This window comes from Actinoalloteichus caeruleus (assembly GCF_049311605.1).
In the GTDB taxonomy this organism is placed as follows: domain Bacteria; phylum Actinomycetota; class Actinomycetes; order Mycobacteriales; family Pseudonocardiaceae; genus Actinoalloteichus_B; species Actinoalloteichus_B caeruleus.
Genome location: NZ_CP186005.1, coordinates 2,152,363 through 2,176,837 on the forward strand (window position 1 = coordinate 2,152,363; position 24,475 = coordinate 2,176,837).

At 72.7% G+C, this 24,475-nt stretch carries 23 protein-coding genes; 12 read left to right on the plus strand and 11 right to left on the minus strand.

The window, feature by feature from the left end; all coding sequences use genetic code 11:
* Positions 1-240 precede the first annotated feature (240 nt).
* Together ACOJVX_RS09540 and ACOJVX_RS09545 are read left to right on the plus strand one after the other, a co-directional pair.
* Entirely contained in the window at positions 241-876 is a 636-nt protein-coding gene (locus ACOJVX_RS09540; protein ID WP_418155025.1) for a TetR/AcrR family transcriptional regulator, read from the plus strand.
* A complete protein-coding gene (locus ACOJVX_RS09545) occupies positions 873-1,679 on the plus strand; it encodes a CPBP family intramembrane glutamic endopeptidase (RefSeq protein ID WP_418155024.1) in 807 nt (268 codons plus the stop codon). The genes ACOJVX_RS09540 and ACOJVX_RS09545 overlap by 4 nt, the downstream gene beginning before the upstream one ends.
* Before the next feature lie 65 nt (positions 1,680-1,744).
* Here ACOJVX_RS09545 and ACOJVX_RS09550 read toward each other — a convergent pair whose 3' ends face one another.
* On the minus strand, positions 1,745-3,049 hold the full coding sequence (locus ACOJVX_RS09550) for an MFS transporter (protein ID WP_422647573.1): 1,305 nt from the start codon (positions 3,047-3,049) through the stop codon (positions 1,745-1,747).
* Between the two features lie 84 nt (positions 3,050-3,133).
* On the opposite strand from ACOJVX_RS09550, the gene ACOJVX_RS09555 reads away from it, so the two are divergent.
* Complete coding sequence (locus tag ACOJVX_RS09555; protein ID WP_016699121.1) at positions 3,134-3,520, plus strand: ArsR/SmtB family transcription factor; 387 nt, start codon at positions 3,134-3,136, stop codon at positions 3,518-3,520.
* Between the two features lie 145 nt (positions 3,521-3,665).
* Here ACOJVX_RS09555 and ACOJVX_RS09560 read toward each other — a convergent pair whose 3' ends face one another.
* The gene (locus ACOJVX_RS09560) at positions 3,666-4,976 is read right to left on the minus strand and encodes a M14 family zinc carboxypeptidase (protein ID WP_026420548.1); all 1,311 of its coding nucleotides are present in this window, start codon (positions 4,974-4,976) and stop codon (positions 3,666-3,668) included.
* Positions 4,977-6,026: 1,050 nt separating this feature from the next.
* Between ACOJVX_RS09560 and ACOJVX_RS09565 the strand changes: the two genes are divergently transcribed.
* The 3 genes from ACOJVX_RS09565 to ACOJVX_RS09575 all read left to right on the plus strand — a co-directional run bounded on the left by ACOJVX_RS09565 (position 6,027) and on the right by ACOJVX_RS09575 (position 8,288).
* Entirely contained in the window at positions 6,027-6,371 is a 345-nt protein-coding gene (locus ACOJVX_RS09565) for a hypothetical protein (protein WP_030106819.1), read from the plus strand.
* Between the two features lie 274 nt (positions 6,372-6,645).
* On the plus strand, positions 6,646-7,785 hold the full coding sequence (locus ACOJVX_RS09570) for a helix-turn-helix transcriptional regulator (protein ID WP_418155022.1): 1,140 nt from the start codon (positions 6,646-6,648) through the stop codon (positions 7,783-7,785).
* Positions 7,734-8,288, plus strand: a complete 555-nt coding sequence (locus ACOJVX_RS09575) for a hypothetical protein (protein ID WP_418155021.1) — start codon at positions 7,734-7,736, stop codon at positions 8,286-8,288. Before ACOJVX_RS09570 ends, ACOJVX_RS09575 begins: the two co-directional genes overlap by 52 nt.
* Positions 8,289-8,295: 7 nt before the next feature.
* Here ACOJVX_RS09575 and ACOJVX_RS09580 read toward each other — a convergent pair whose 3' ends face one another.
* The 3 genes from ACOJVX_RS09580 to ACOJVX_RS09590 form a co-directional block, all read right to left on the minus strand.
* Entirely contained in the window at positions 8,296-8,646 is a 351-nt protein-coding gene (locus ACOJVX_RS09580) for a hypothetical protein (RefSeq protein WP_030106446.1), read from the minus strand.
* Positions 8,643-10,061 carry a transcriptional regulator gene (locus ACOJVX_RS09585; protein WP_418155020.1) on the minus strand — a complete coding sequence of 473 codons (1,419 nt, stop codon included), beginning with the start codon at positions 10,059-10,061 and terminating at the stop codon, positions 8,643-8,645. Before ACOJVX_RS09585 ends, ACOJVX_RS09580 begins: the two co-directional genes overlap by 4 nt.
* Positions 10,062-10,370: 309 nt before the next feature.
* A complete protein-coding gene (locus ACOJVX_RS09590) occupies positions 10,371-10,760 on the minus strand; it encodes a helix-turn-helix domain-containing protein (RefSeq protein ID WP_016700344.1) in 390 nt (129 codons plus the stop codon).
* Between the two features lie 372 nt (positions 10,761-11,132).
* Between ACOJVX_RS09590 and ACOJVX_RS09595 the strand changes: the two genes are divergently transcribed.
* Genes ACOJVX_RS09595 through ACOJVX_RS09605 form a run of 3 tightly spaced genes read left to right on the plus strand, consistent with a single transcriptional unit; the run spans position 11,133 to position 13,860 of the window.
* Positions 11,133-11,471: a WhiB family transcriptional regulator gene (locus ACOJVX_RS09595; protein WP_035275455.1), complete on the plus strand. Its 339-nt coding sequence runs from the start codon at positions 11,133-11,135 to the stop codon at positions 11,469-11,471.
* Complete coding sequence (locus ACOJVX_RS09600; RefSeq protein WP_030106451.1) at positions 11,468-11,794, plus strand: hypothetical protein; 327 nt, start codon at positions 11,468-11,470, stop codon at positions 11,792-11,794. Before ACOJVX_RS09595 ends, ACOJVX_RS09600 begins: the two co-directional genes overlap by 4 nt.
* Positions 11,791-13,860: a cell division protein FtsK gene (locus ACOJVX_RS09605; protein ID WP_418155019.1), complete on the plus strand. Its 2,070-nt coding sequence runs from the start codon at positions 11,791-11,793 to the stop codon at positions 13,858-13,860. The genes ACOJVX_RS09600 and ACOJVX_RS09605 overlap by 4 nt, the downstream gene beginning before the upstream one ends.
* Before the next feature lie 167 nt (positions 13,861-14,027).
* Here ACOJVX_RS09605 and ACOJVX_RS09610 read toward each other — a convergent pair whose 3' ends face one another.
* Positions 14,028-15,521: a PLP-dependent aminotransferase family protein gene (locus ACOJVX_RS09610; protein WP_422647436.1), complete on the minus strand. Its 1,494-nt coding sequence runs from the start codon at positions 15,519-15,521 to the stop codon at positions 14,028-14,030.
* Between the two features lie 65 nt (positions 15,522-15,586).
* On the opposite strand from ACOJVX_RS09610, the gene ACOJVX_RS09615 reads away from it, so the two are divergent.
* Together ACOJVX_RS09615 and ACOJVX_RS09620 are read left to right on the plus strand one after the other, a co-directional pair.
* Positions 15,587-16,504: a DMT family transporter gene (locus ACOJVX_RS09615; RefSeq protein WP_337662081.1), complete on the plus strand. Its 918-nt coding sequence runs from the start codon at positions 15,587-15,589 to the stop codon at positions 16,502-16,504.
* Between the two features lie 254 nt (positions 16,505-16,758).
* Positions 16,759-18,621 (plus strand): bifunctional metallophosphatase/5'-nucleotidase, encoded by a 1,863-nt coding sequence (locus ACOJVX_RS09620; protein WP_422647437.1) that lies wholly within the window; start codon positions 16,759-16,761, stop codon positions 18,619-18,621.
* A 259-nt stretch (positions 18,622-18,880) separates the two neighbouring features.
* On the opposite strand, the gene ACOJVX_RS09625 is transcribed toward ACOJVX_RS09620, so the two are convergent.
* Positions 18,881-19,288 (minus strand): SgcJ/EcaC family oxidoreductase, encoded by a 408-nt coding sequence (locus tag ACOJVX_RS09625; RefSeq protein ID WP_418155685.1) that lies wholly within the window; start codon positions 19,286-19,288, stop codon positions 18,881-18,883.
* A gap of 528 nt (positions 19,289-19,816) precedes the next feature.
* Between ACOJVX_RS09625 and ACOJVX_RS09630 the strand changes: the two genes are divergently transcribed.
* Positions 19,817-20,992, plus strand: coding sequence for an aldo/keto reductase (locus tag ACOJVX_RS09630; RefSeq protein ID WP_422647438.1), 1,176 nt, complete (start codon positions 19,817-19,819; stop codon positions 20,990-20,992).
* A gap of 121 nt (positions 20,993-21,113) precedes the next feature.
* Here ACOJVX_RS09630 and ACOJVX_RS09635 read toward each other — a convergent pair whose 3' ends face one another.
* The 4 genes from ACOJVX_RS09635 to ACOJVX_RS09650 all read right to left on the minus strand — a co-directional run bounded on the left by ACOJVX_RS09635 (position 21,114) and on the right by ACOJVX_RS09650 (position 24,382).
* Positions 21,114-22,088 carry a hydroxyacid dehydrogenase gene (locus ACOJVX_RS09635; protein ID WP_422647439.1) on the minus strand — a complete coding sequence of 325 codons (975 nt, stop codon included), beginning with the start codon at positions 22,086-22,088 and terminating at the stop codon, positions 21,114-21,116.
* The gene (locus ACOJVX_RS09640; protein WP_418155682.1) at positions 22,085-22,738 is read right to left on the minus strand and encodes an RraA family protein; all 654 of its coding nucleotides are present in this window, start codon (positions 22,736-22,738) and stop codon (positions 22,085-22,087) included. The genes ACOJVX_RS09635 and ACOJVX_RS09640 overlap by 4 nt, the downstream gene beginning before the upstream one ends.
* A 63-nt stretch (positions 22,739-22,801) precedes the next feature.
* On the minus strand, positions 22,802-23,638 hold the full coding sequence (locus ACOJVX_RS09645) for an IclR family transcriptional regulator (RefSeq protein WP_016700244.1): 837 nt from the start codon (positions 23,636-23,638) through the stop codon (positions 22,802-22,804).
* Between the two features lie 345 nt (positions 23,639-23,983).
* Positions 23,984-24,382, minus strand: a complete 399-nt coding sequence (locus tag ACOJVX_RS09650) for a universal stress protein (protein WP_026066259.1) — start codon at positions 24,380-24,382, stop codon at positions 23,984-23,986.
* Positions 24,383-24,475 lie beyond the last annotated feature (93 nt).

Genomic DNA, 24,475 nt, shown 5'->3' on the forward strand with positions numbered 1-24,475 from the left:
TTCCGGTGGGGCCGTCTCCGCTCTCGGTGACAGGGACAAGCTTCGCGCGCCGAACGACCCGGGAACAGGGCGTCGACGGTCAGCAACCGGACCTGGGCGCTGTCAGGAAGGTGACCCGGCCCGGCGTGCTCCCCGGCCCGGGGGACGTCGGGCCGCCGGCCGAGGGCGAGGCGGGGACCGGTGGCCGTGGGCGGGCGACGTGCCTTGACCCCACGCCCTGAACAGGTGAACAATAAACTGGTGGCGCATTCAAAAAACGGGACGAGCGAACAGGGCAGGTCGTTCATCGAACGGGCCCGCCGCGAACAGATCGTGCGCGCCGCCGTCGACACCATCAGCGAGGTCGGGTACGGCCGCGCCTCCTACGCGCGCATCGCCCGCCGGGCCTCGATCAGCCCCTCGCTGATCTCCTACCACTTCGCCGACCGCGCGGACCTCATGCGCGAGGCGGCCAGCAGCGTCGTGGACGACCTGCGGCGCGGCCTCCGCGACGCCACGCCCAACCCTGCCTCCTACCCCGAGGCCCTGGCCGCGCTGATCACCCACAACGTCCACTACGCCGCCGGCCACCTCCGCGACCTCACCGCGCTCGCCGAGCTGCGGGCCGCCGGCATGGCACCCGCCGACGCCGGGCCCGACCAGGGCCGCGCCGACCTCGAGCGGCTACTGGCCGACGGCCAGGCCGCCGGCGAGTACGGGGCCTTCACCCCGACGCTGATGGCCGCCACCCTGCTCGCCGCGCTCGAAGCCGTCCCCGCCGTCCTCGCCCGCGAACCCGACATCGACCCGGCCCACTACGCCACCGAACTCGCCGAGACCTTCCGTCGCGCGACCGCGCCCGCCCCGGCGCCCCACCGAACCGAGGACCCCCGTTGACCACCCTGACCGCCGCCCTGCTCACCTGGGCACTGCACCTGCTCGTCGTGGCCCTGCTCTGCGGCCCCGGCGTCTGGCTCACCCTCCGGCGGGCGGCCGTCGTCCCCGCCGGTGCCCCCGCCCCGGTGGCCGACCGCCCCGAGGACCACCGGGACCCCGCGAGCCCGGCACGGCTCCTGCTGGCGGTCGCCGGCGCGCACGGCGCGGTGCTCGTCCTCACGACACTGCCCCGCGTCGGCCCCTTCGAGTCCCTCGACCGCAATTGGCAGGGCCAACTGCTGGCCCTGGCCTTCGCCGCCGGTCTCCTCCTGGCCTGGCCCCGCCTCACCCCGGAGGGGGTGGGCCTGACCCGGCCCAAACCCGGGTCGTGGACCCTGGTCGCGGGGGGCGCGCTCGGCGCCCTGGTGGTGCAGTACGCCGTCGGCGGGATGGGTCCGTCCGCGGAACCCACCGCCGAGGCCTTCGTCAACAGCGCCGTCATGCCCGGCCTGTGGGAGGAGTTCCTCTTCCGGGGGATCCTGTTCTCCCTGGTGCTCCAGGCGTTGCCCGCCCGCCGCCGGATCGCCGGCATCAGCGCCACCTGGGCCATGCTCATCACCAGCCTGCTGTTCGCCCTCGGGCACGGCCTCGTCGTGGACCCGGTCGACGGCCTCACCGTCCAACTCGGATACGTGCTCAGCACCCTGGTCGCCGGGATCTTCTTCGTCTGGGTGCGGGAGCGGACCGGCAGCCTCCTGCCGGCGATCGTGCTGCACAACCTCATCAACCTCGCCGGCCTGCTCGTCGTGGGCCTTCAGGGCTAGGGCGCCGGGGGCGTGCCGTGCACGCGGAGCTGGGACCGCACGGCGTCCTCCAGCGCCCGGGTCCCTCACCGCCCGGTGGGGGAGCCGGCCGCGTCCTCGCCCGACCGCCCGGGGGCGCCGAGACGCGCGCCACCGTTCCGCCGCATCGGCGCCGGCGGAACGGCCGACGGTCGTTCCTCCGGCCACACCACCACGGCGGTCACCGCTCCGGCGACCGCGAGCGCGGCGAGCAGCACCCACCCCGTGGTGAACCCGGCGGCGGTGACCACCCAGCCCGCCACCGGGTAGCTCAGCAGCCAACAGGCGTGCGACAGCGAGAACTGCGCCGCGAACAGCGCCGGCCGGTCCCCGGGCCCCGACGACCGCCGCAACACCCGCCCCACCGGCGTCAACACCAGCCCAGCCCCCGCGCCGAGCACCGCCCACACCCCCAGGGCCACCGGCCACCGCCAGGCACCGGAGTCCACCAGCGACAAACCGACAGCCCCGACCACACCCGCGCACAGCGTCCCCGCGCCCGCCAGCATCACCCCGCGCTCCGCGACCCGCTCCAACACCCGGGGCAGCGCCAACGCCACCAGGATCGTCCCCACCCCGTTGGCGGCCAGGAGAACCGCCACCTCCGTCTCCGACCGGCCCAACTCGTCCCGCGCGTAGTTGACCGTGTTCACCATGACCACCGCGCCCGCCCCGGCCACCGCCAGATCCAGGCCCAACACCCCCCGCAGTCGGGGCGTCGCCAGGAAGATCCGCGTCCCCGCCCCCAGCCGCTCGACGAACCGCACCCGACCACTCGGCCGCGCCCGGGGAACCCGCGCCGAGACCACCAGGGCCGCCGAGGCCAGGAACCCGGCGGCGGTGCCCGCGAACAACCACGGGAAGTCCACGACGGTCAACACGAGCGCGGCCACCACCGGGCTCAGCAGCGTCTCCAGGCTCGACGCCAGCTGCGAGGCCGACAAGGCCCGCGTGTAGTCGCCCTCGTCGGGCAGGATGTCCGGCAACGCCGACTGGAACGTCGGCGTGAACGCCGCCGACGCCGACTGCAACACCGCGATCAGCACGTACACGTGCCAGACCTCGGTGACGAACGGCAACGCCACCACCACCGCCGCCCGCACCAGGTCCAGCCCCACCAGCATCGCGCGCCGAGGAACCCGGTCGGCGTAGGCGCCGGCGAGCGAGGACACCGTCACATAGGCGACCATCTTGATCGCCAGCGCCGTGCCCAGGACGGCGCCGGCGCGCGGGCCGGCGAGGTCGTAGGCCAACAGGGCCAGCGCCACCGTGGCCAGCCCCGTCCCGAGCAGCGCGGTCACCTGCGCGCCGAACAGGTGGCGGTAGTCCCGGTTCGCGAACAACGACGACATCCCCATCACGGCCTCCCGACATCCATCACCAACACTAGAACATATGAACAGTTCTTCAAGTATGTGGTGCTCTAGGATCTCGTCATGGGCCACCGCCGACCCGACCACCCCCCGCCCGCCCGGCTCACCCCCGAGGACGCGGCGACGGTGGCCACCACCCTCCAGGCGCTGGCCACCCCGAGCCGGCTGCTCATCCTCACCCGGCTGCGGGAGAGCCCCTGCCCGGTGGCCGAACTCGCCGAGGCCGTCGGCATGGAGACCTCGGCGGTCTCCCACCAACTCCGGCTACTGCGCAACCTCGGGCTCGTCACCGGCACACGCCACGGCCGCAGCATCGTCTACAGCCTCTACGACAGCCACGTCGCCATGCTCCTCGACGAGGCCGTCTACCACATCGAACACCTCCGGCTCGGCCTGCGGCAGGACCCCGTCACCGGCGAACACCACCAGAACCCCGATCCCACCTCCTGACCCGCCGCACCCAGCGAGCCAGGGCACCCCCGACACCGACCCGAGGGGCCGGCGGCGTCGCCCGTACGCCACGACGACCGGGAGCCCCCGACCCAGCGGTCAGGGGCTCCCCTCGCGAGCGGTCAACCCACCCGTCGCGTCCCGATCACCGCTCCAACACGTCGAGCAGCGGGTCCGCCAGCGTGCGCGACTGGTCCGTGGTCACCACCGGACCCCGGGGCGGGATCGCGTCGTAGTCGGCCGGGTCCAGATCCCGCACCTGGCCGCTGGCCACGCCCCGCAGGATGCCCTCCACCCCGACGTACACCGCCTGCGTGAGCATCACGCGGTGCCGCTCGCCGAGGTCCTGGCTCTGCCCCCGCACCTCGAACAACACCGATCCGCTGCCGTTGAGGGCGAACGAACCCAGACCCGTACCAGGCAGGTCCACGTCCTGGGGGTAGAGGGAGACGTGGGCGAACTCCGGCCGGTGCGCCGAGGCGTCCCGCAACGCGTCGTAGGCGGCCACGTTCAGCTGCTTGGCGTAGTCGAGGTCGTACCGGTCGGCGTACTCGGCGTACCGGGCGCCCTCCTCGGTGTTCGGGTCAGCGACGAACTTGCCCGACAGGCTCAACGTCACGTAGTCGTCGGTGCCCGGCATGACGTAGCAGGGGCCCTGGTGGTGGATGTCCACGTAGGTGTCGACCGTGCCGAACTCCTCCGTGAGGTCCACGTAGAGGTCCCGCACCGCCTGCGTCTCCGGGCTCAGGAACCAGCCGGGCCGCGCCGAGTTCCCGGGGAGGTCGGCGGCGTCGGGCACGTAGGACAGGTCCGGGTTGTAGTCCCGGTTGATGTCGAACCCGGGACGCGGCCCGTAGTCGTGGCCCTGCCGGACGTTGGTGATGTAGTTCCACGCCGGCTCGGCCCCGGCCAGCTGCGGGTGCAGGTCCACGACCTCGTCCCAGGTCATGTCGTTGCCCCGCCGGTTCAGCTCCGCCGCGTCCGGGTTCATCTTCGGCACGGCGACCACCGTGAGCTCCGAGCGGACCTCCTGGGCGAAGCGGGAGTTGGACCGGCCCAGGTGGTCCAACAGCCACAGGATCGCGTCGGTGCCCGTCTTCTCGTTCCCGTGGATCTCGCTGGTCAGCAGCACCACCGTGTCACCGTCACCGACCCGCGCGGCCTGGATGAGACGACCACGGTTGGAGGTGCCGATCTGGTCGACCTGGACGCGTCCCCGGCTCTCCGCCTCGATCCGGTCGAGTTCGACCAGCAGCTCCTCGTAGTCGGTGAACGCGTCGACCGGGTTGTCCTGGGGACGCGTGCTGCACCGCTCGGCCGGCTCCTGCCGAGGCGCGTCCCGGGCGGTGTCCGCCGTGGACGGCGGTGGCGCCGCCGTCGCGGTGGGCAGTACCCCGAAGGTGCCCAGCATGAGGGTTCCCGTGATGGCGGCCAAGGTTCGGCGCACGGTCGGCATCCGTCCTCCTCGCTCTCGGTGCGGCCGCTGGTGGTGCTCCCGCCCCGCGCGGAGCGGGAGCACGTCGGCCGTCGGCGTAGGGCAAGTAAAGGTCGCGTTGGGTACCCGCACAAGAGCGGAGGGCGACCGCCGACGGTCCCGGGCCCGAATCGGCCTTGTGAGCGTCAGTCGGGGAAGGGTGGCGTCGCCCGGCCACCCGGGTTCGCGGGGGCGTGTCGAAGCACTGCCCCGCCGCCGGGTGACTGCCGGAGTGGGGTGTTCTCCCACGGAGGATCTCCGATTCGCGGCTCGAAGCTGTCACCGCGGCACCTTCGGGCTGCCAGACCGGACCGTGGGGTGTGCCGGAACGAATGCGGAGGATGTCACGGGTCCCGCTCCCCTCGCATCCTCGCGGGCCGGGTTTCGTCGAGGCCAAGGATCAGGGTAGGAAGTCCCCTCCGAGTACTCGGGAGCGGCGAGAGTCACGACCAGCGAACGCCCAAGATCATCCAGTCGCATCGGATCCGGGCGATGTCTCCATGCGCCAACTCTCCACGTGAGCAGCGAGGACGACGGCAGGAACAGTGTCAGAGCAGGGCTCCGTATGCCCGCCCTGAGGGAAGTCGCGCTCAGCGCAGCAGGCTGGTGGTCATGCGTGGTGCCAAGCGTTCGCCGGGGCGGGAGTCATTTGTGATTCCGCTACTCACTCACGTGCTCACATCCGTCCTCACGTTGTTCAGTGCTGGTGACGCGAACTCGCGTCGTGGGACCCACTTCCAGAGCACGTAGGAGGCCTGGACGTGGGTCGGCTGGTGGTCGGTCCTCGTCCGCGCACGGGCGGAGCTTCCTCCTCGGGGGACCGGCCGCCGGCATCCACTTACTGGTGCGGAGGTGGCGGATGTCGGGCTACGAAGCCGTGTGGGCTGTGCTTCGTGGAGCGGTTCTCGCCGAACTGCTGATCGCGGGGTGGCTCGTCACTCGGAACCAGCGGGTTCGGGACGTGGTGGGGGTTCGGTACCGAGGGGGGCGACTCCGGGTTCGTCGCCGCCGGCATGGGGATCGGGGACGGGCATGACAGCACAGGTTGACGCCGCGCTGAACACCTTGATGCGACAAGGATTCGCGTTCCGGTTGGCGCCGGGGGATCACTACGTTCCCCGGACCCTGTTCGGGGAACGGCGACGCGGAACGCACACCGACTACCTCCACATCAGCGGCCCGGACGACTGCCTGGCCGCGCGCATGCGCGCCTCCCTGGAGCCGGTGCCGTCCGACGTGGTGTGGAGCGTGGAGGGCGGTTTTCTCGCCGTCGTGGCCGAATTGCTGTCCCTGCCCGCGCCGGACAGCCCGCACGCGCCGAGGCTGGCAACGCGTCGGGCGGGGGCGCTGTGGACTCCCGGGATGCCGGTGGGCTGACCGGGTCGAGCAACTGGCGTGCGAGAGCGGGGTGATGCGATGGCAGGTCTTGGCGCCTGAGACGAGTTTGGTCCGCGTTCCGCCTCACGAACGCATCGTCTCGGGCGTATCTCTGCCAGCGACGGCCTCGGTGCGAACGACCGCACCGGGGCCGTTCGCTCGCCAGCAACCAGGACGCCCTGTGGGAACCGAGGCGGCGGGCAGTCTTCCCCGCGCGTTCGCCCGGCTACCCTGAGTGCCCGGTGTCGTGCTCTGCACCAGGAGGCGGAAGGTCATGGCGCGAGAAGCCGAAGAAATCCAGGCCCTGCGGCGAGAACTCGGCGAGAAGCTGTCGACCGCCCGCAAGCTCGCAGGCCTGACCCAGGCCGAGGTCGCGCGGCAGGTGTTCTGCGACCGCACCACGATCGCGCACCTGGAGAAGGGCCGGGTCGGGGCGGACGAGCGGGTGTGGCGGGCGGCGGACCGCGCGGTGAGGGCTGACGGCCTCCTCCTGGAGGCGTTCCTCCAGTTCCGAGCGGCCGCCCTGCGCCACGCGAGCGAACAGCGGGCGACCGAGCGCGCGGGTTTCCAGAGGCAGGCCGGGCGGTGGCGGGCCGAACCGGCTGGGCCGCCCGCCACGACGGCCACGGTCGACCCGTCCGCCCCGACGGAGGAACCGGGGTCCCTCGACTCGGCGTGTGACTGGCTGGACGAGCGTGCCGGGTGGTGTCCCGGAACGAGTAGGGACAGCGCGGTCGGTGCAGGTCAGGACCGGTCCCATGCTGTCCCGGCTCGTTCGGTTCCCACACCCGACCGGTCGGTGATCGCGGGGGCGCTGGCCCGGTACTACCCGACGTCCGCCGAGGACACCGCTGGCCTGTACGGCGTGCGCGTGGACGGGGCGAGGCTCGGGACGAGCGTGGTGTCCCGTCCTGAGTGGCTGGACCTGTCATGTCCGTTCTCACCCGATCGCGACCGGGTGCGGCTGGCGACCGCCCGCCGGGGCGGGGCGAGGCCGCTGGATGAGCACGCCGCCGTCCGGCGGCTGGCGGAAGCCACCGCGACCGGGGTTCGGATGACGGACCTGCCGATCTACCGGCTCACCGACGCCGACGTCAGCACGTCCCGTCTCGCGGGCCAGGTGGAGCTGCTGCCCTTCACCGAGTACGCGCTGACCATGGACCTGCTGGAAGGCGAGCTCACCCGCGCCCTGGCCAGCGGCGCGGACCTCGCCCCGACGAACCTCCCGCTGCGCAGCGCGTTACTGCCGGACATGGCCTCCGTGCTGGACGTGGCGGGACGGTTGTGCGCGGGTGGGCCGCTCGCGCTGTGCGCCATCGCCCGGCCGACGCCTACCGGGACACCGGCGACTACGTCCTCCTGGTGCAACGGCGATCGGCCCAGGTCGTCAACGCGGCAGGCCGGCTCTCGGTGATCCCCAAGGGCTTCCACGCCCCGCTGACCGACTACCGAGCGGACGCCCGCATCGGCGCGACCCTGCTCCGCGAGTTGGAGGAGGAGCTGTTCGGCCGGGCGGACGTGGACGTCACTGTCAGCCCGCAACGCGCCGCCGATCCGATGCACCCGAGTCGGTTGTCCGAGCCGATGCGGTGGCTGATCGAGCGGCCGGGGCGGTTGCGGGTGGAGTGCACCGGGTTCGGGTTGAACCTGGTGTCGGGAAACTACGAGTTCGCCAGCCTGATCGTGATCGAGGACGAGGAGTTCTGGCACCGCTTCGGCGGGGATGTGCGGGCCAACTGGGAGGCAGCCGGGCTGCTCCAGTACTCCGCACGCGACCGGGAGATCCTGGCCGAACTCGCCCAGGACGAGTCGTGGAGCAACGAGGGCCTGTTCGCCTTCACCCAGGGGCTGCGGCGCCTGGGCGAGATCGGCGGCGACCGCGTCGACGTTCCCGAGCTCGCCTGGTCCCTGTCCTGACGAGGTGTCAGGTGGCGGAGGGCCATCGCACGGTCATCACCACCGAGTCGGCGAGCGCTTCCCAGGAGTGGTCGACACCGGCGCCCCACATGACGTAGTCGCCCTGCCGGTCGAGGACGGCGCTGCCCTCGGTGAGGTCCACCCGGAACCGCCCCTCGATGAGGATCACCAGCGTGGTGCGGGCATCGTCCTTGGTCCACTCCGGGCGTGCGTCACCGGCAGGGTGCGAGGCCCACTTCACCTCGACGTCGGCGTCGTGCCGGACGCCCTGCGCGGGGTCGATGAAGTGCCCGACCAGCCACCCCCGGTTGGCGGAACCGTCCTCGGCGGCGTTCCCGGTGGACCACGTGCGGTTCACTGAGCGATCTCCCATCCGATGATTGGCAGTGTGACGCGCTGTCCGTCCAGGTCGGCGAGCCGGCGAAGGCCCTGGAGCATAGCGAACAGCCCCTCGTTGCTCCATGCCGTGTCGGTGACGAGTTCGGTCACCAGGTCCTCGTCCAGAGTGGAGTACCTGCGCAGGCTGGATGACTCCCAGTTGGCTTCGACCTGGCCTCCGAATCGGGGCCAGAACTCCTCGTCCTCGATCACGATCAGGCTGGCGAACTCGTAGTTTCCCGACACCAGGTTCAACCCGAACCCGGTGCACTCCACCCGCAACCGCCCCGGCCGCTCGGTCAGCCACCGCATCGGCTCGGACAACCGACTCGGGTGCATCGGATCGGCGCTGCGGACCTCGGTGATGGTGTTGTCGATGTCCTCGCGGCCGAACAGCTCCTCCTCCAACTCACGGAGGAGGGTGGCACCGACCCGGGCGTCCGAGCGCACGTCGGTCAACGGTTCGTGGAAGCCCTTGGGGATGACCGCGAGACGGCGCGCGGCGTTGAGGACGTTGCCGGACCGTTCCTGAACGAGGAGGAGGTAGTCGGCCTCGCCTCGGAGGATGTCCGCTGGTCTCGCGATGGCCAGCAGCGCGAGCGCGCCTCCCGCGCACAGCCGGTCGCCGACGGCGAGGACAGCGGCGGAATCGGGGAGGTAGTGCTCCCGCAGGGGAAGCGAACCGGGCTGGATCGGGGTGCCCGCGGTGAGAGCGTCGGTCAGCTCGCCCTCCAGCAGGTCCATCGTGAGCGCGTACTCGACGAAGTGCGTGATTCCCACGTCGCCGCCGATCCGGCCGGGTTCCACGTCGATGCTGAGCAGGCGGTACAGCGGGTTGTTGGTGAGGCGGGTGTCCATGGCGATGACCTCGGCGAGCCTGCGCACGGCGGGGTCGATGGTCTGTTCGGTGAGGACGGGGGTGGGGTCGGGTCTTCCCCCGGTGGCGCGGAGCTGGTCATGGCGGGCGGTGAGGGGGCAGGCGAGGTCGAGCCAGTCGGCGCTGGTGAGCACGCTCGTGTGAGCGGTGGTCGCCCCCACCCGCGCGGCGTAGCGGCCGTAGCCGGGTCGCGGGTCGTAGTAGCGGGCGAGCGCGTCGGCCATGTCCGCCTGGGTGATCCGGCCGCGCCTGCTCCCGCGATCCCGTAACTCCTGCGCGTCCAGGTCCGCGAGGGCTCCGGTGACGGCGTGGCGGGCGGTGCCGGCGGGCCAGGCCGCGTGGTGGTCGATCCACTCCAGGGCCGCCGCGATGTGCGGGTCATCGCCGAGTCGCCGTTCGGCCCGCGCGCTGACCGGGCGCGCGGGCGGGGCAGCGGGCTCGGGCGCGGTAAGGGTTCGGAAACGTTCGCGCTCGGCTGGCGTCGCCTGCTCCAGTGCGGTGTCCAGCAGTTGTTGCATTTCCGATTTCGGCCGCAGGTTCGGTTTCTGGTGCCATCCGGCGACGGTGCGGGGTGCGACTCCCAGCCGTGCGGCGAAGGATTCCTGACTCAGGCGCAGGGCTGATTGAAGCGCACAGGCCGTCCTCCCCGTCCAACCGGTCACCGGGTTCATGAATTCTCCGCCGAGTTCTCGGGAGTCATCGGGAACAGGTCATGTGCGGTGTTTCCGCAGTGGTTCCGCAGTTCCGGTTCATGGGATGCCCGCGCTGGTGGGCCTTGAATTCTGGGTATGCGCGACGCCACGCACCACACCGGACTGGTCCTCGCCTCACTGCCGGGCACGGACGTGGTGAGCGACGTCGGCGAGGTCCGCGCTGATGGCGTCCAGCCGTTCGGTGATGTCGACGAGTCGTTCCTCCACGGCGGCCAGTCGGGCCGCGAGCCGGTCCTCCTCGGCGGGCATCGGTACCGCCTCGCCTGGCTCGGGGGGAGTGCTGCCCTCCAACACGGCCTGGAGGTGCTGCGGGTGCAGTCCCAGGGTGGTGGAGAGGGCTTCGAGCGTGCGCGCGCTCCGCCGGCGTTCCACGGTGTGGTGCTGGATCTCCCGCACGATCGCCTGCGAGACCTGCGACCGTTCCGCGAGTTCCCGCTGTCGCCACCCGAGTTGGTTCACCCGCTCGTTGATGACTCTGGCGACCGCTGCCCAGTCGTCCGACACGCATACCTCCGCGCTCCGCCTCGGCGCAGACAGTAGCCGCTGAGCGCATTAGTCGCGGGACCTGATCGCGGTTCATGGCCCCGCGTCGCTCACCCCGTCCATTGGTGCGCTGATTTCAGCAACATGCTGCTGAAATCGACAATTCTGTTGTGAAGGGACCACCGCCATGCCCCCATCCCGCCCTGACTTCGCACGTCCCGAATTCCATTCCCCGCGCCAGGCCGCCTGGATTCTCGGAGTCCCGGAAAGAACCGTCCGCCGGGCGGTGCGACCTGGCGTGATCCGCGTCCTGCTGCGCCGCACCCACCCGGCCGTCACCACCGCCGAGCTCCGCGGCCTGCTGTCCACTCGCCGGACGGGTGGTGGTGCCCGATGAGCACCGAGCCCACACCGGACCTCGCGGCGACCTCCCGCCGGCTGACCCGGTTGCGCCGGGTCCCCACCAACCTGCTCGCCGAGCTCGTCCGCCGCGACGGCGCCTGTGCCCAGGGCAGCCCCGCGGAGCCACCGCACGGTCTCACCGAACGGGACCACGCGGCCCACCTGTGCGCGGGCTGCCCCGTCGCTGACCCGTGCCTGGAACTCGAACTCCGCTCCGCCGGCCCCGACGTGGTCGGGGTGTGGGGCGGGCTCACCGAGGACGACATCCGCCACCTGCACCGGGCGTGGTCGACGCAGGACCCCGACGACAGCCAGGGAGAACGACGATGACCCCCAACGGCGCCCCTTCCTCCGTCGTCCTCGGCGGCGCGCTCGTCCTCCTCGTCCTCGTCCTGGTGTGGCGGGCGGGAGCTCGCCGGGGACGGCGCACCGCCGCGAACCGGACCGAGACCCGTGTCGTGTCGGTCACGAGCCGAGTGCTGACCAACGCCGTCCTCATCACCACCGCGCAGTGGCTCCTGCTCACCCACGTCGCCAACCCCTGGGGCCAGCTCGCCACGCTGCTACTCCCCGCCCTGATCACCGCCCACACCCTGACCAGGGCTCTCCTGGTGATCCCGAGTGGAGAAAGGCGGGGACGGAACGGATCATGAGCCAGCGGATGACGCCCGAGGGACTTGGAGCACGACTGACCAAGTGGTGGTCGCGATCAGCGGTGGTCCCACTCCCGCTGAGGCCAACCACGCGGGCACGGCGACTCCTGCGCGACGGGACCGCCGAGATCCTCCGGTCCCCGGCCCGTTTCCTCGGCGCGGTACTGCGCGGCCTGGTCACCGCCTACCGGTCGTGGCGCCGGTGGGTGCGGGTGCGGGACTACGCCGACGCGGCACGGGACGCCGGGAAGTTCGCCGACAAGTTCACCGAGATCCGCGCCCTGAGTTTCTTCCGGTGGAAGGTGACCCTCGGCGTCATCGCCGGGGCTGGGTTGGCGCTCGCCGTCCTCCACGCGGTCCACGGGCCGTCCGGGCCGTGGTGCGTGGGCGCCGTCGGGGCCGTCGCACTGGCGGCGTTGGGTCGGCGTGGCGGGGGACTGCCCGGTAGGAGGACGGTTCTGGCCGGCCCCCGGATCCTGCGGTGGAGCTTGGACCCGCAGGTGCTGGTGGACGCGTTCCGCGACGCCAAACTGCTCGGCAATGACGAGACCCTTCGCCTGGTCGAACGAGCGACCCGAGCCGGTGAGGGCTGGACCATCACCGTGGACCTACCCGCGACCCGCAAAGCCGCCGACGTGGTGAAGAACCGGGAGGCACTGGCCTCGGCGCTCGCGGTCGACGAGGTCCAGCTGATCGTGAACCGCGTCCGAGGGCGCGGAGGGCATGCCGGGCGCGTGGCGCTGTGGGTGGCCGACCGGGACCCCTACTCCACACCACCGACCCGCACGCCCCTGGTCGACGCGGAACAGTGGGACGTGTGGCGACCGGTGCCCTTCGGCCGGGACCCCCAGGGCAGCCGCGTGGATCTACCGTTGGTGTGGACGTCCCTGCTGATCGGAGCGATCCCGCGCCAGGGCAAGACCTTCGCCGCCCGGCTCGCCGTCGCCGGCGCGGTCCTCGATCCGCACGCCCGCCTCTACGTCGCCGACTTCAAGGCGGGGAAGGACTGGGACGCGGCCGGCCAGGTCGCGCACCGGTTCCTCGCCGGTGACGACACCGACGACGTCTTCGCGTTGCTCGGCTGGCTCATCGAACTGATCAGCGAGGTCCAGGGCCGCTACCGGCGGATGCGGACACTCGACGACACGACCTGCCCGGAATCCAAGCTCACCCCGGCGATCTCCCGCGATGACGCACTGAACATGCCGGTCACGGTGCTGGTGGTCGACGAGGTACAGGTGCCTCTGGAGAACCGGACGTCGATCACGGTGGAGGGCAGGAAGCTGACCACCGGGGAATACGTGGGAGAACTGCTCACCTGGCTGGCCAAGAAAGGACCCGCAGCTGGGATCGTGCTCATCCTGGCCACGCAGCGGCCCGACTCCAGGACCATCCCCTCGGGACTACGCGCCGTCCTCGGCTCCCGGTTCGCACTGCGAGTCATGGACTGGCGGGACTCCAACATGGTTCTGGGCGAGCAGATGAACACCCGGGGCTACGACAGCAGTCGACTGCTCGCAGCGCACAAGGGCGTGGGCATCCTCCGACCGGACGGCGAGGTCAGCCAGGGCGGCGAGGTGCTGGCCCTGACGGTGCGGACCTACTACCTGCCCAACGAGGACTGGCGAACGATCTGCGCGCGGGGAAGGCAACTTCGCGGTCACGCGGGCCGACTCACGGGGTACGCGGCCGGCCACGACCCCGATCCCCCGCTGTCCGCCGCGTGCGCCGAGGCGGCGGTCCCGGAAGCCAGGAAACCCGCCCGGGTGGGCGAGTGGACTCCGGAAGGACTGCCCGAGCCGCTCGCCTCAGTGGTAGCCCACCTGGGCGACGAGCTCGGTGAGGGAGGGCGGGAGTTCGTCCCGACCGCCGAACTCGTGGCAGCCCTGGGTGATGTCGACCCGAAGCGGTTCGCGCGAACCCTGGCCGAACTCGGCTGCCGCCCGGTCCGCGACCGGGTTGCGGACCCGAAGGGCGGCGTACGGCAGGTGCGGGGTTATCTGGCGGCGGAGCTCCGCACCGCCGTGCGGCAGTCCCGAACGGACGGGTCCGCGCGCCGGAGGTAGGGAGCAGGGCAGGACACCCTGATGGCCGAGCAGCCCCCGCGACACCACCGTGACCGGTGCGAGTGACCCGAGGCCGTCGCACCCAGCTGGAACTTGACAGCGCGAACTCGGGCGGGACCGCCGCTCCCGTTGTTCCGGGCGCGGGCGGCCTGCGGTGTCCTCGCTGCTCAGGGCGGGGGAGGGCGGCGCACGGCGATCCTCGGGCCCGCCGGGCGCCGCCGGCTCCGGTCGATCACCCGGGCCAGCACCCCGACCGCGGCGTCCAAACGTTCCGGGTGGTGACCCGCGTAGTTGACCACCAGCCCCGGCCGCCCCGGCGCGACCCGGTGCCGGCTCAACGGCCGCACCAGGACGCCGTGCGCCCGGGCGCGGCCGGCGATCTCCGCGTCGTCCTGGCCGGTCGGGAGCAGGACCAGCACGTGCAGCCCCGCCGCGACCCCGAGCACCGGGCAGTCCGGCAACCACCGGCGCAGCGCCGCGACCACCGCGTCACGGCGCGCCCGGTGCCGGGCCCGCATCGCCCGCAGGTGCCGTTCGAGGACCCCCTCGGCGAGCAGCCGCGCCAGGGTCAGCTGGGGGAGGACCGGCGAACCCAGGTCGCTGGCCCAGCGGAGCCTGACCAGCGGTTCGCGCAGGTGGTCGGGGGGCACGAGCCACCCCAGCCGCAGACCCGGCGCCAGGGTCTTGGACACGCTCGCCGTGTAGGCGACGGTCTGGGGGGACAGCGGCTGGACCGCGCGGACCGGGGCCCGGTCGTAGCGGTACTCGGCGTCGTAGTCGTCCTCGATCACCAGCCCGTCCCGCGAGGCCGCCCACGCCAGCAGGGAACGCCGGCGTGCCGGGGAGAGCACCACCCCCGTCGGGTACTGGTGGGCGGGGGTCACCAGCACCGCGCCCGCCCCCGACCGGGCCAGGGCGGCGGTGTCCAGCCCGTGCTCGTCGACCGCGACGGGTGGCAGCCTGGGCAGCCACTGCCCCAACACCGTCCGGTTGCCCTCCGCGCCCGGGTCCTCCAGCGCGACCGCGTCCACACCGCGATCCCGCAGGACCTGGGCCAGCAGGCTGAGCGCCCCGGACACACCCGAGGTGACCACGATGCGGTCCGGGGCGGCGACCACGCCCCGCGACCGGCCCAGCCACGCGGCCAGCTGTTCCCGCAGTTCCGGCACCCCCTGCGGGGGGCCGTAGCCGAGCTGCCGGGCCGAGGCGGTGGCGAGCACCGACCGTTCGGCGCGGAGCCAGGCGGCGCGGGGGAACGAGGCGAGGTCGGGGAGTCCGGCGGCCAGGTCGATGACGGAGGGCTTGCCGGGGCCGCCGCCCGTTTCGACGGGGGACCCGGTGGGCGTGGTGATGGCACGGGACGAACCGGCACGGCCAGCGGCGGCCGGCGGTGGACCACCGGGCCGGGCGGCCACCGTGCTGCCCGCCCCGGCGCGGGCCTCGATCAGACCCTCGTCGGCCAGCCGGCGGTATGCCTCGGACACGGTGCCCCGGGAGAATCCCAGCTCGACGGCGAGCACCCTGGTCGCCGGTAACCGGGCCCCCAACGGCAGCGTGCCGTCGGCGATCGCGGCCCGCAGCCTGGCGGCGAGCCAGGTGGTGCGTTCGCCCCGGCGGACCCGGCTTCCGTCGAGCTGGAGGAAGTCCGAGCCACCCGTCATTGGACCAATCTACCGAGCCGTTCGTGGCACTGTGGAACGGTCCGACTGACGCCCAGGCTGGGCGCATGACGAATGAGGACGTTCCGCGGGGCCCGTCGTGGCGTGGTGTGCTGCCGGGGCTGGGCGGCATGGTGTTGCTGGGCAGCACCGTCGCTGTCATCGGCGCGACACACCACCTGCCGTCGTTCGCGGTGCAGTCCGCCCGGTACGCCGTCGCGGCCCTCGGGATCGTGGCGGTCGCCCGTTGCCTGCGGGTCCGGCTCGTACCGCCCCGGGGCCGCGAACTGGTGTGGGTGGTGGCGGGAGCCCTGTCCGGGCTGGTCCTGTTCAACCTGGCGGTGGTGCTGGGCACCCGGCACACCGAACCGGGTGTGTTCGGTGCCGCCGTCGCCTGCGTGCCGATCGTGCTCGCCGTGGCCGGTCCGCTGGCCAGGGGTGGGCGACCCCCGGCGCGGTTGGTGGCCGGCGCGGTCGTGGTCAGCGTGGGCGCCGTCGCGGTCGCCGGGTGGAGTCGCGCCGACATCCCCGGGGTCCTGCTCGCCGCGTCCCTCCCCGTGTGCGAGGCCGCGTTCACGCTGTTCGGGGCCCGTGTCGTGGGACGCCTGGGCGCTTGGAGCTACTCGGCGGCGACCTGCGGTGTCGCCGCCGCCTCCTTCCTGGTGCTCTCGGTCGTCGTCGAACGCCCGGACCCGGCCGGGTTCGCCGACCCCGCCGTGCTCCTCGCGGTGGGGTACCTCGGCCTGCTCGGCACGGCCGTGGCGTTCGTGCTCTGGTTCACCTGCGTCCGACGGGTCGGGGCCGGCGTCGCCGGGCTCACGGCGGGGATCGCCGCGCCGAGCACCGCGCTGTGCGGGTTCGCGTTCGGGGCGCCGCTGCCCTCGGCGGGGGCGTGGCTGGGCATGGGCCTCATCGCGGCGGGCCTCGCGGTGGGCCTGGCGCCCGCTCGACGTGCCGCCGCGCGACATCCGGTCGACGCCCCGTGAGGCGCGGGGACCTGGGCGGGGTGCGGTGGTCTCCGTGCCGCGTGACCCGCACGGACCCCCGGGGCCGGGCCGTCCCGTGTCGGGCCGGGCACGCCCGGTGCCCGTCACCGGGTGGACCACGAGACTTCGCCGACGATGCGGTGTGACCACGACACCTCTTACGTAGGGTGCTGGTCGACGCCGCCCGCTCCCGACGAGACGGACAAGCCGGGCCGGTGGGGCGGCGGACGACCGATGCTTCTACGGAGGACCTGGTGCACAGCAGACCAACGACCGGCTCCGGCCGGCTGCCGGGGCGGGGACGAACCGCCACCAGACTCGGTGTCGCCCTCGCCGGCGCGGCCGTCGCGCTGCCCGCCCTGGCCGGGCCGGCCGGCGCCGACGTGCGCGGGCGGGGCGTTCCCGAGTTCACGCTCACCGTGATGGGCACCTCCGACCTGCACGGCAACGTGCTCAACTGGGACTACTTCGCCGACGCCGAGTACGCGGACTCCTCGGGCGACCACGTGGGCCTGGCGAAGGTGTCCACGCTGGTCAACCAGGTCCGGGAGGACCGGGGCGCGCACCGCACGATGTTGGTCGACGCGGGGGACACCATCCAGGGCACCCCGCTGGCCTACTACCACGCCGTCGTCGACCCGATCACCGAGTCGGGGGAGACGCATCCGATGGCGGCGGCGATGAACGCCCTGGACTACGACGCCAGCGCCCTCGGCAACCACGAGTTCAACTACGGCCTGGACGTGTTGGACGTCTTCGAGGAGCAGGCCGACTTCCCGCTGCTCGGTGCGAACGTGCTGGACGCGGGGACGGGAGAACCGGCCTACCGGCCTTACACGATCGAGACGGTCCGCCCCGACCGGGGACGGGCGATCCGCGTGGGCTTCCTCGGGCTGACCACCCCGGGCTCGGCGATCTGGGACCGGGCCCACGTCGAGGGGCACCTCGAGTTCGACGGGATCGTGGAACGGGCCCGCACCTACGTGCCCGAGATGCGGGCGGCCGGCGCGGACGTCGTCATCGCGTTGTCCCACTCGGGGATCGACCCCTCGTCCTCCTACGGTGACGCCCTGCCGTTCCCCGAGAACGCCAGCGGCATGCTGGCCGAGCAGGTGCCCGGGATCGACGCGATCCTGGCCGGGCACTCCCACCAGGAGGTGCCCGAACGGTTCGTCACCAACGAGGAGACCGGCCAGGAGGTGCTGATCACCCAGCCCAAGCAGTGGGGGCAGCGCCTGTCCGTGATGGACATCGACCTGCGGATGGAGCGGGGCCGGTGGACAGTGACCGGCCTGGGTTCCCACGTACTCGACTCGGCGACGGTGCCGGAGGACCCGGCGATCGTCGACCTCGTCGCCGAGCAGCACGAGGCGGCCCGCGCCTACGTGAACAGCACGGTGGGTCACAACGCCCGCGCCATGTCCGCGGCGACCTCCCGGTACGAGGACAGCGCGGCCGTCGACCTGATCAACCAGGTGCAGGCCGAGACGGTGGCGGGGGCGTTGGCTGGCACCGAGCACGCCGACCTGCCGGTGCTGGCCGCCGCCGCCCCGTTCAACCGGGACGCGGTGATCCCCGAGGGTGAGGTCACCGTCCGCGATGTCGCCTCCCTGTACGGGTTCGACAACACCCTGCTGGGGATCGTGCTCACCGGTTCGCAGCTGCGTGACTTCCTGGAGAAGTCGGCCGAGTACTACCAGTCGGTGGACGGCCCCGGCCCGCACGCCGCCGACGACGTGACCAACGCCCCCACCGCCACCGCGCCCTACGGCACCCCCGACTACCTGTACGACATCGTCGGTGGACTGGACGCCGCCCTCACCTACGACCTCGACCTGGGGCAGCCGGTGGGGCAGCGGGTGGTCGACCTCGCCTATGACGGGGTCGCGGTGGCCGACGACCAGGAGTTCGTGCTGGCGCTGAACAACTACCGCCAGTCCGGCGGCGGGAACTTCCCGCACGTCACCGAGGCCCCCGTGGTCTATGACGAGCTGGCGGAGATCCGCCAGCTGCTGATCGACTGGGTGGCCGAGCGGGAGGTCGTCGACTCCGACGAGTTCCACTCGGTGGACTGGCGGCTGGTCTTCGGTGGGCAAGAGCTGCTGATCGAGGACTGAGTTCCACTCCCACCCGAGGTCCGTCGCCGGTCCTCGGTGGTCGGAGGGCGTCGGGTCCGTCGCGGGACGGAGCCGGCGCCCTCCGCCGTGTTCCGGGGGTGCGCGCCTCCCCACGCGGCCCGGAGGACCCGACACTCGGCCGACGGGCCGCGACCAGCCCCATTCCCGCCCGTCCCCGCCGCTCCTGCCCCGGTGATCACGAGCCCGACCTCGACCCGGCGCCCGGTGGGCGGTCCGCGCGGCGGCGTGGACTCCGCTGTCAGGTCACGGGGGTGTTCTGCCCGATCCTGATCCGCCATCCACGGTCGTCGAGCTGGGCGACGAGCATGAGGACCGACTCCATGGGGTGCTTGCCCGCCCGCTCGTCGGTGGTGCCGGAGTGCCGCGTCCGCTGGCGGGCGTGGATGACCGCCACGCCAGTGTCGAGGCGGGTGATGCGCTCGACCGTGTAGCTCACGCTGGTGTGTTCGAGGACGCCACCCGGGGCGAGGACGGCGGCCTGGGCGCGGTAGAGCTCCTCCTTGCCGTCGACGAGGGTGCCGCCGAAGGTCACGAAGACGGGGTCGTCGGCGAACAGGTCGTTCATGAACCTGGCGTCGTTCGTGTTGAAGGCGTGCTCGTAGTCCCTGACCAGGGCGGTCAGGATGCGGTCGCTGCCGGTGGCCACGTTGTTCTCCTCCCGTTGTGGACGGAGCGACCCTGCGTCGTGAACCTTGGTTGAGGTCAAGGCTCGCCGCCCGGCGCGCTGTCCGAGCGAGGCTCGTGCCGACCGCGCCCGGCCTCGCCAGCGGCGCGCCCGGCGGAACCGTCGCGGGCGGTGCTCGGGGGCGGGCGAACTCGCGCCGTCCGTCCTCGACGGGCAGTCGGCCGGGACCTCGGCTCGTCGCCGGCCCCAGCGCCCCCGCTGGTCCGGGCTGGTCGTGCCGGGGTGGACGTCCCGGCGTCCCGGCGTGCCGGTGTGCCGCGCGGTCAGCGGCTTGGCGGAGTGCCCGAGCGGTCGGGTGAGCAGCACGGGGCCGTCGAGGTGCGACCGAGCAGGATCGGACCGCGGCCCCCAGGAGCTCTCCTCGCAGGTCGGTGTCGTCCGACCTCGTGGGGCGCGGCGGAGGTGAGCCAGCCCGAGGACCGGCCCGCCACGACCCCGCCGTCAGCACACCCCGGTGGACGTCCGTCCCCGGCTCGCCGATTTTTCCTGTTGCCCTCCACTCCCGCCTCCCCCAGGGTGGAGATCAACTCGGGGCCCGGGGCGCACGCCCACCGGGGACCGGGCAACCACCCCCAGACGACGGACGCGAGCAGTGAGAGGGGCTGCGGCATGGAGTACCGGCAACTTGGTCGGTCCGGCCTTCGGGTGTCGACGCTGACGATGGGCACCATGACCTTCGGAGGACGCGGCGGGTTCAGCTCGCTCGGCGACACCGACGTGGCGGGGGCCCGGCGGCAGGTCGACCTCTGCCTCGACGCCGGCATCAACCTCTTCGACACCGCCGACATCTACTCCGACGGGTTGTCCGAGGAGATCGTCGGCGAGGTGGTGGAGGGCCGCCGGGACCGGCTGCTGCTGTCCACCAAGGTCCGCCTGGTCACCGGCGACGGCCCCAACGACGGCGGCCTGTCCCGCTACCACATCCTGCGGCAGGTCGAGGCCAGCCTGCGGCGGCTGCGCACCGACCACATCGACGTCTACCACGTGCACGAGTGGGACGGGGAGACCCCGCTGGAGGAGACGTTGGAGGCCCTCGACACCCTCGTCCGGTCCGGGAAGGTCCGCTACCTGGCTGCCTCGAACTACTCGGGCTGGCAGCTGATGAAGGCGCTGGCCACCGCCGACCAGCACGGCTACCAGCGGTTCGTCGCACAGCAGATCTACTACTCGCTGGAGTCCCGCGACGCCGAGTACGAGCTGGTGCCGCTGTCGCTGGACCAGGGCCTGGGCATCCTCGTGTGGAGCCCCCTCGCCGGCGGCCTGCTCTCCGGCAAGTACCGGCGGAACCAGCCGGCGCCGGAGGGCTCCCGGCACCTCACCGAGTGGAGCGAACCGCCGGTGCGGGACGTCGACAAGCTCTACGACACGGTCGAGACCCTGGTGGAGATCGCCGACGGGCACGGCGTGTCCGCCGCCCAGGTCGCGTTGGCCTGGCTGCTGGGCCGGCCCGGGGTCACCTCGGTGATCGTCGGTGCCCGCCGCGACGAGCAGCTGGTGGACAACCTCGCGGCCGCCGACCTCACCATCACCGCCGAGGAACGGGCGACGTTGGACGAGGTCAGCGCTCCCTGGCTGATCTACCCGCACTGGCACCAGGGCCAGTCCGCCTCGGACCGGCTCGGGCCCGCGACGGCCAGCCTGCACGCGCCCCGCACCGGGACCTGACCTGGAGGAACGCCGTCGGAGGGCGGACGCCGGGTCGTGTCGCGCGCGACCCGGCGCCCGCCGGCCCACCCCGGCCGGTCCCGCCACCGCCACCCCGGGCGGGAGCGGCGGCGGTCGGGGACTACGCGGAGAACACCTCGGGGTTGACGGCGTGGGCGGGTTGACGGCCCTCGAACACGTCCACCACGGCCCGCGCGGCGTCCATCGCCACCTGCCGCATCGACTCCCTGGTCTGGCCGCCGACGTGCGGGGTGAGCACGACGTTGTCCAGTTCGGTCAACGGGTGCCCCGCCGGCAGCGGTTCGGTGTCCACGACGTCGAGGCCCGCGCCGGCCAGCCGCCCCGACCGCAGCGCGTCGACGAGGGCGGCCTCGTCGACGATGCCGCCCCTGGCGGTGTTGACCAGCACCGCGTCCGCGCGCAGCAGGCCCAGCTCCCGGGCACCGAGCAGCCCGGCGGTCCGGTCGGTCCTGGGCAGGTGCAGGCTCACCGCCGAGGAGGTGGACAGCAGCTCGTCCAAGCCCACCGGTGACCCGCCCCGGGCCCGCACCTCCTCGTCGGGGAGGAAGGGGTCGTGGGCGACGATCTCCATCCGGAACCCGGCCCGGGCGATGCGGGCCACCTCGGCGCCGATGCGGCCGAACCCGATCAGACCCAACCGCTTGCCGGTGAGCTGGGTCCCGACGAGGGAGCGCCGCAGGTCGTGGTCTCCCCGGCGGACGCCCCGGTCGGCCAGGGCCACCAGCCGGCTCGCCGAGAGCAGCAGGGCCACCGCGTGTTCGGCGACGGCCAGGGTGTTCGCGGCCGGGGTCACGCACACCGGGATGCCCCGGGCGGTGGCGGCCGCGACGTCCACGGTGTCCACCCCCACGCCGTGCCGAGAGATGACCCGCAGGCGGGGTGCCCGGTCGATGCTGGGCGCGCGGAGCTCGGCGGTGCGGAGCAGGACGGCTTCGACGGTGTCGGCGACCTGCTCGAAGGGCACCGCTCCGTCTCCGTAGCCGGGGACGACCCGGCCGTGCCCGGCGAGGAGTTCCAGCGCGTCGGGGTGCACCGGCCGGGGGACGTAGACGACCGGGGTCGACGGGCCGGTCACCTCGGGTCCCCGGCGGGCACCTGGCGGTTGGCGGCGCGTTTGACGGCCTCCCGTTCCTGGAGGGCCCTCGCGCCGTCGAGTACCCCGGCGGCCTCGCTGAGCGGGACGACGACGACCCCGTCGGAGTCACCGACGATGATGTCGCCCGGCGTGACCGCGATCCCGCCGACGGCGATGGTGGTGTCCAGGACGCCGGGGCCGTCCTTGTAGGGGCCGGCCGGGGTGAGGGCCCTGGCGAAGACGGGCATGCCCAGGGCCGCGAGGTCGGCGGCGTCGCGGGCGGCCCCGTCGAGGACGAAACCGGCGATGCCCCGGGCCTTGGCCTTTACCCCGATCAGTTCGCCGATCAGCGCGCGGGACTCGTCGGCGAAACCGTTGACGACGAGGACGTCACCGGGTTCGGCGCGTTCGATGGCCTGGTGCACGAAGAGGTTGTCGCCGGCCCGCGTCCACACCGTCCTGGCCCGGCCCGCCAGCCTCGCGCCCGGCCAGATGGCCTGGATCCGCGAGTCGAGGACGTTGAAGCGCCCCATCGCGTCGCCGAGGTTGGCCGCCGGTACCTCGGCGAGCGCGGCGAGCAGGTCGGCGTCCACCTCCGGGATGGTGGGGGTGGGTGCCTCGGCGGGGGCGGTGACGGGCAGCAGGCTCATGGAGTGCCTTTCGACGAGCGGGTGGTTCGGCGGGGGGCGCCGTCAGGGACGGGCGGGGGCGGGTCAGCCGTCCTCCGGGGGTGGGAAGGTCGCGGCGAGTCGGAGCCCGGAGATCCAGTGGGCGGCGGCGGTCACCGCCGTGACGAGTCGGGAGACCCGTTCCGGGGTGAACCGGGTGGTGGGGCCGCCGAGCGCGAGGGCGGCGATGAGGTGGCCCTCGCCGCCGAGGATGGGCGCGGCGATGCCGGAGACGCCGTTCTCCCGTTCGCCGTGGGTGACGGCGTAGCCGTTGGCCCGGGTCTGTTCGACCTGTTCGCGCAGTTGCGCGATGTAGCCGGGTCCGTAGGGCGAGTTGACGGCGGCGGCCTCGACGACCTCGTCCGGCGCCCCGGTGAGCAGCACCTTGCTGGAGGCTCCCGCCCACAGCGGGAGGCGGTCGCCGATGCGGACCACCTGCCGCAGGGTCTGCGGGCCCTCCTGCTGGGCCACGCACATCCGGTGCGGTCCCTGCCGGACGTAGAAGCTGGTGGTCTCGCCGCACTCGTCGGCGAGCCGGCGCATGGCCTGCATGACCGGTTCGGGGAGTTCCCAGGCGGCCCGGGCCAGTCGTGCCCAGCGGAGGAGGCCGGCGCCGACGGTGATCTGGCCGTCCGGGCGCAGCCACAGCATCCCGGTCTGCTCCAGGGTGTCGACCATGCGGACCAGAGTGGTCTTGGGCAGGCCGGTGGCCCGGGCGAGGTCGCTCACCGTCCAGCTCAGCGTGTCCTCGTCGAACCTGGCCAGCACCTCGACCGCGCGGGCGACGCTGCGGATGCGGCCGCCGCCGCCCTCCTCGTCCGAGGTGCTTCGGGTCGTGCCGGAGGACTCGGTGACGCCGGGTGGGGCGCCGGTCTCGGTCATGGCGGCTCTCCTCGTGGGCCGGGCGGGGAAGGACGCCACCCAGGTTCTCATGCGACCTCAGAGCGGAACAAGTAGTCCGCTGTGCGGTTCAACCGGATGGCTGGATCGAGCCAGTGGTCCACTCAGCCGCTCGCTGGAGGTCCTCGACCCGCCGGCCGGCGTGCCGGGCCGGTCGCCGCTGGTGGCGAGGTCGCGGACGGCCAGGGCGCGGGTGGCCGCCCCGCGTCCCCATGGAATGCCAGACACCGGCGCGCCGCCGCGCGCCGCGGCCCGGTGGCCCTCCCCGACGAGCCCGGCCCGGGTGGTCCCGTCACGTGACGGGGCCACCCGGGAGGCGATGGGGGTTCAGTCCCGCTCGTCGCTCTTGACCGCCAGCACGGGCATGGGCGCGTCCAGCAGCACCCGCTGCGCGGTGCTGCCCAGCAGGAACTTGCCCACCAGGCTGCGCTTGCGGATGCCGATCACCACGAGCGCGGCGTCCCGCTCGACGGCGAGGTCGATGAGGGCGCCGGCGACGTCCCTGTCCCTGCCCTCGGTGCGCACCTCGTACTCCAGCCCGGTCTCGTCCAACCGCGCGCGCAGCGCGACGACCTCGGCGTCGGTCGCGCCGTGGTCCTCCCCGCTCTCCTCGTGCTCGGTGTGCAGCACCACCAGTGACTGCCCGCGCAGGGTCGCCTCCTCGACGGCGCGGCTGATGGCCGCGCGGCCCTCGGGGTTGTCCCGGTATCCCACGACAATCGGCATTCAGTCCACCTCTTCAACTAGGAGCTGATCCGCAGAGCGGTTCGGTTTGACCGTTTCCCTCTGCTTCGCCCGTGATGCGCGAAAGCATCCCAT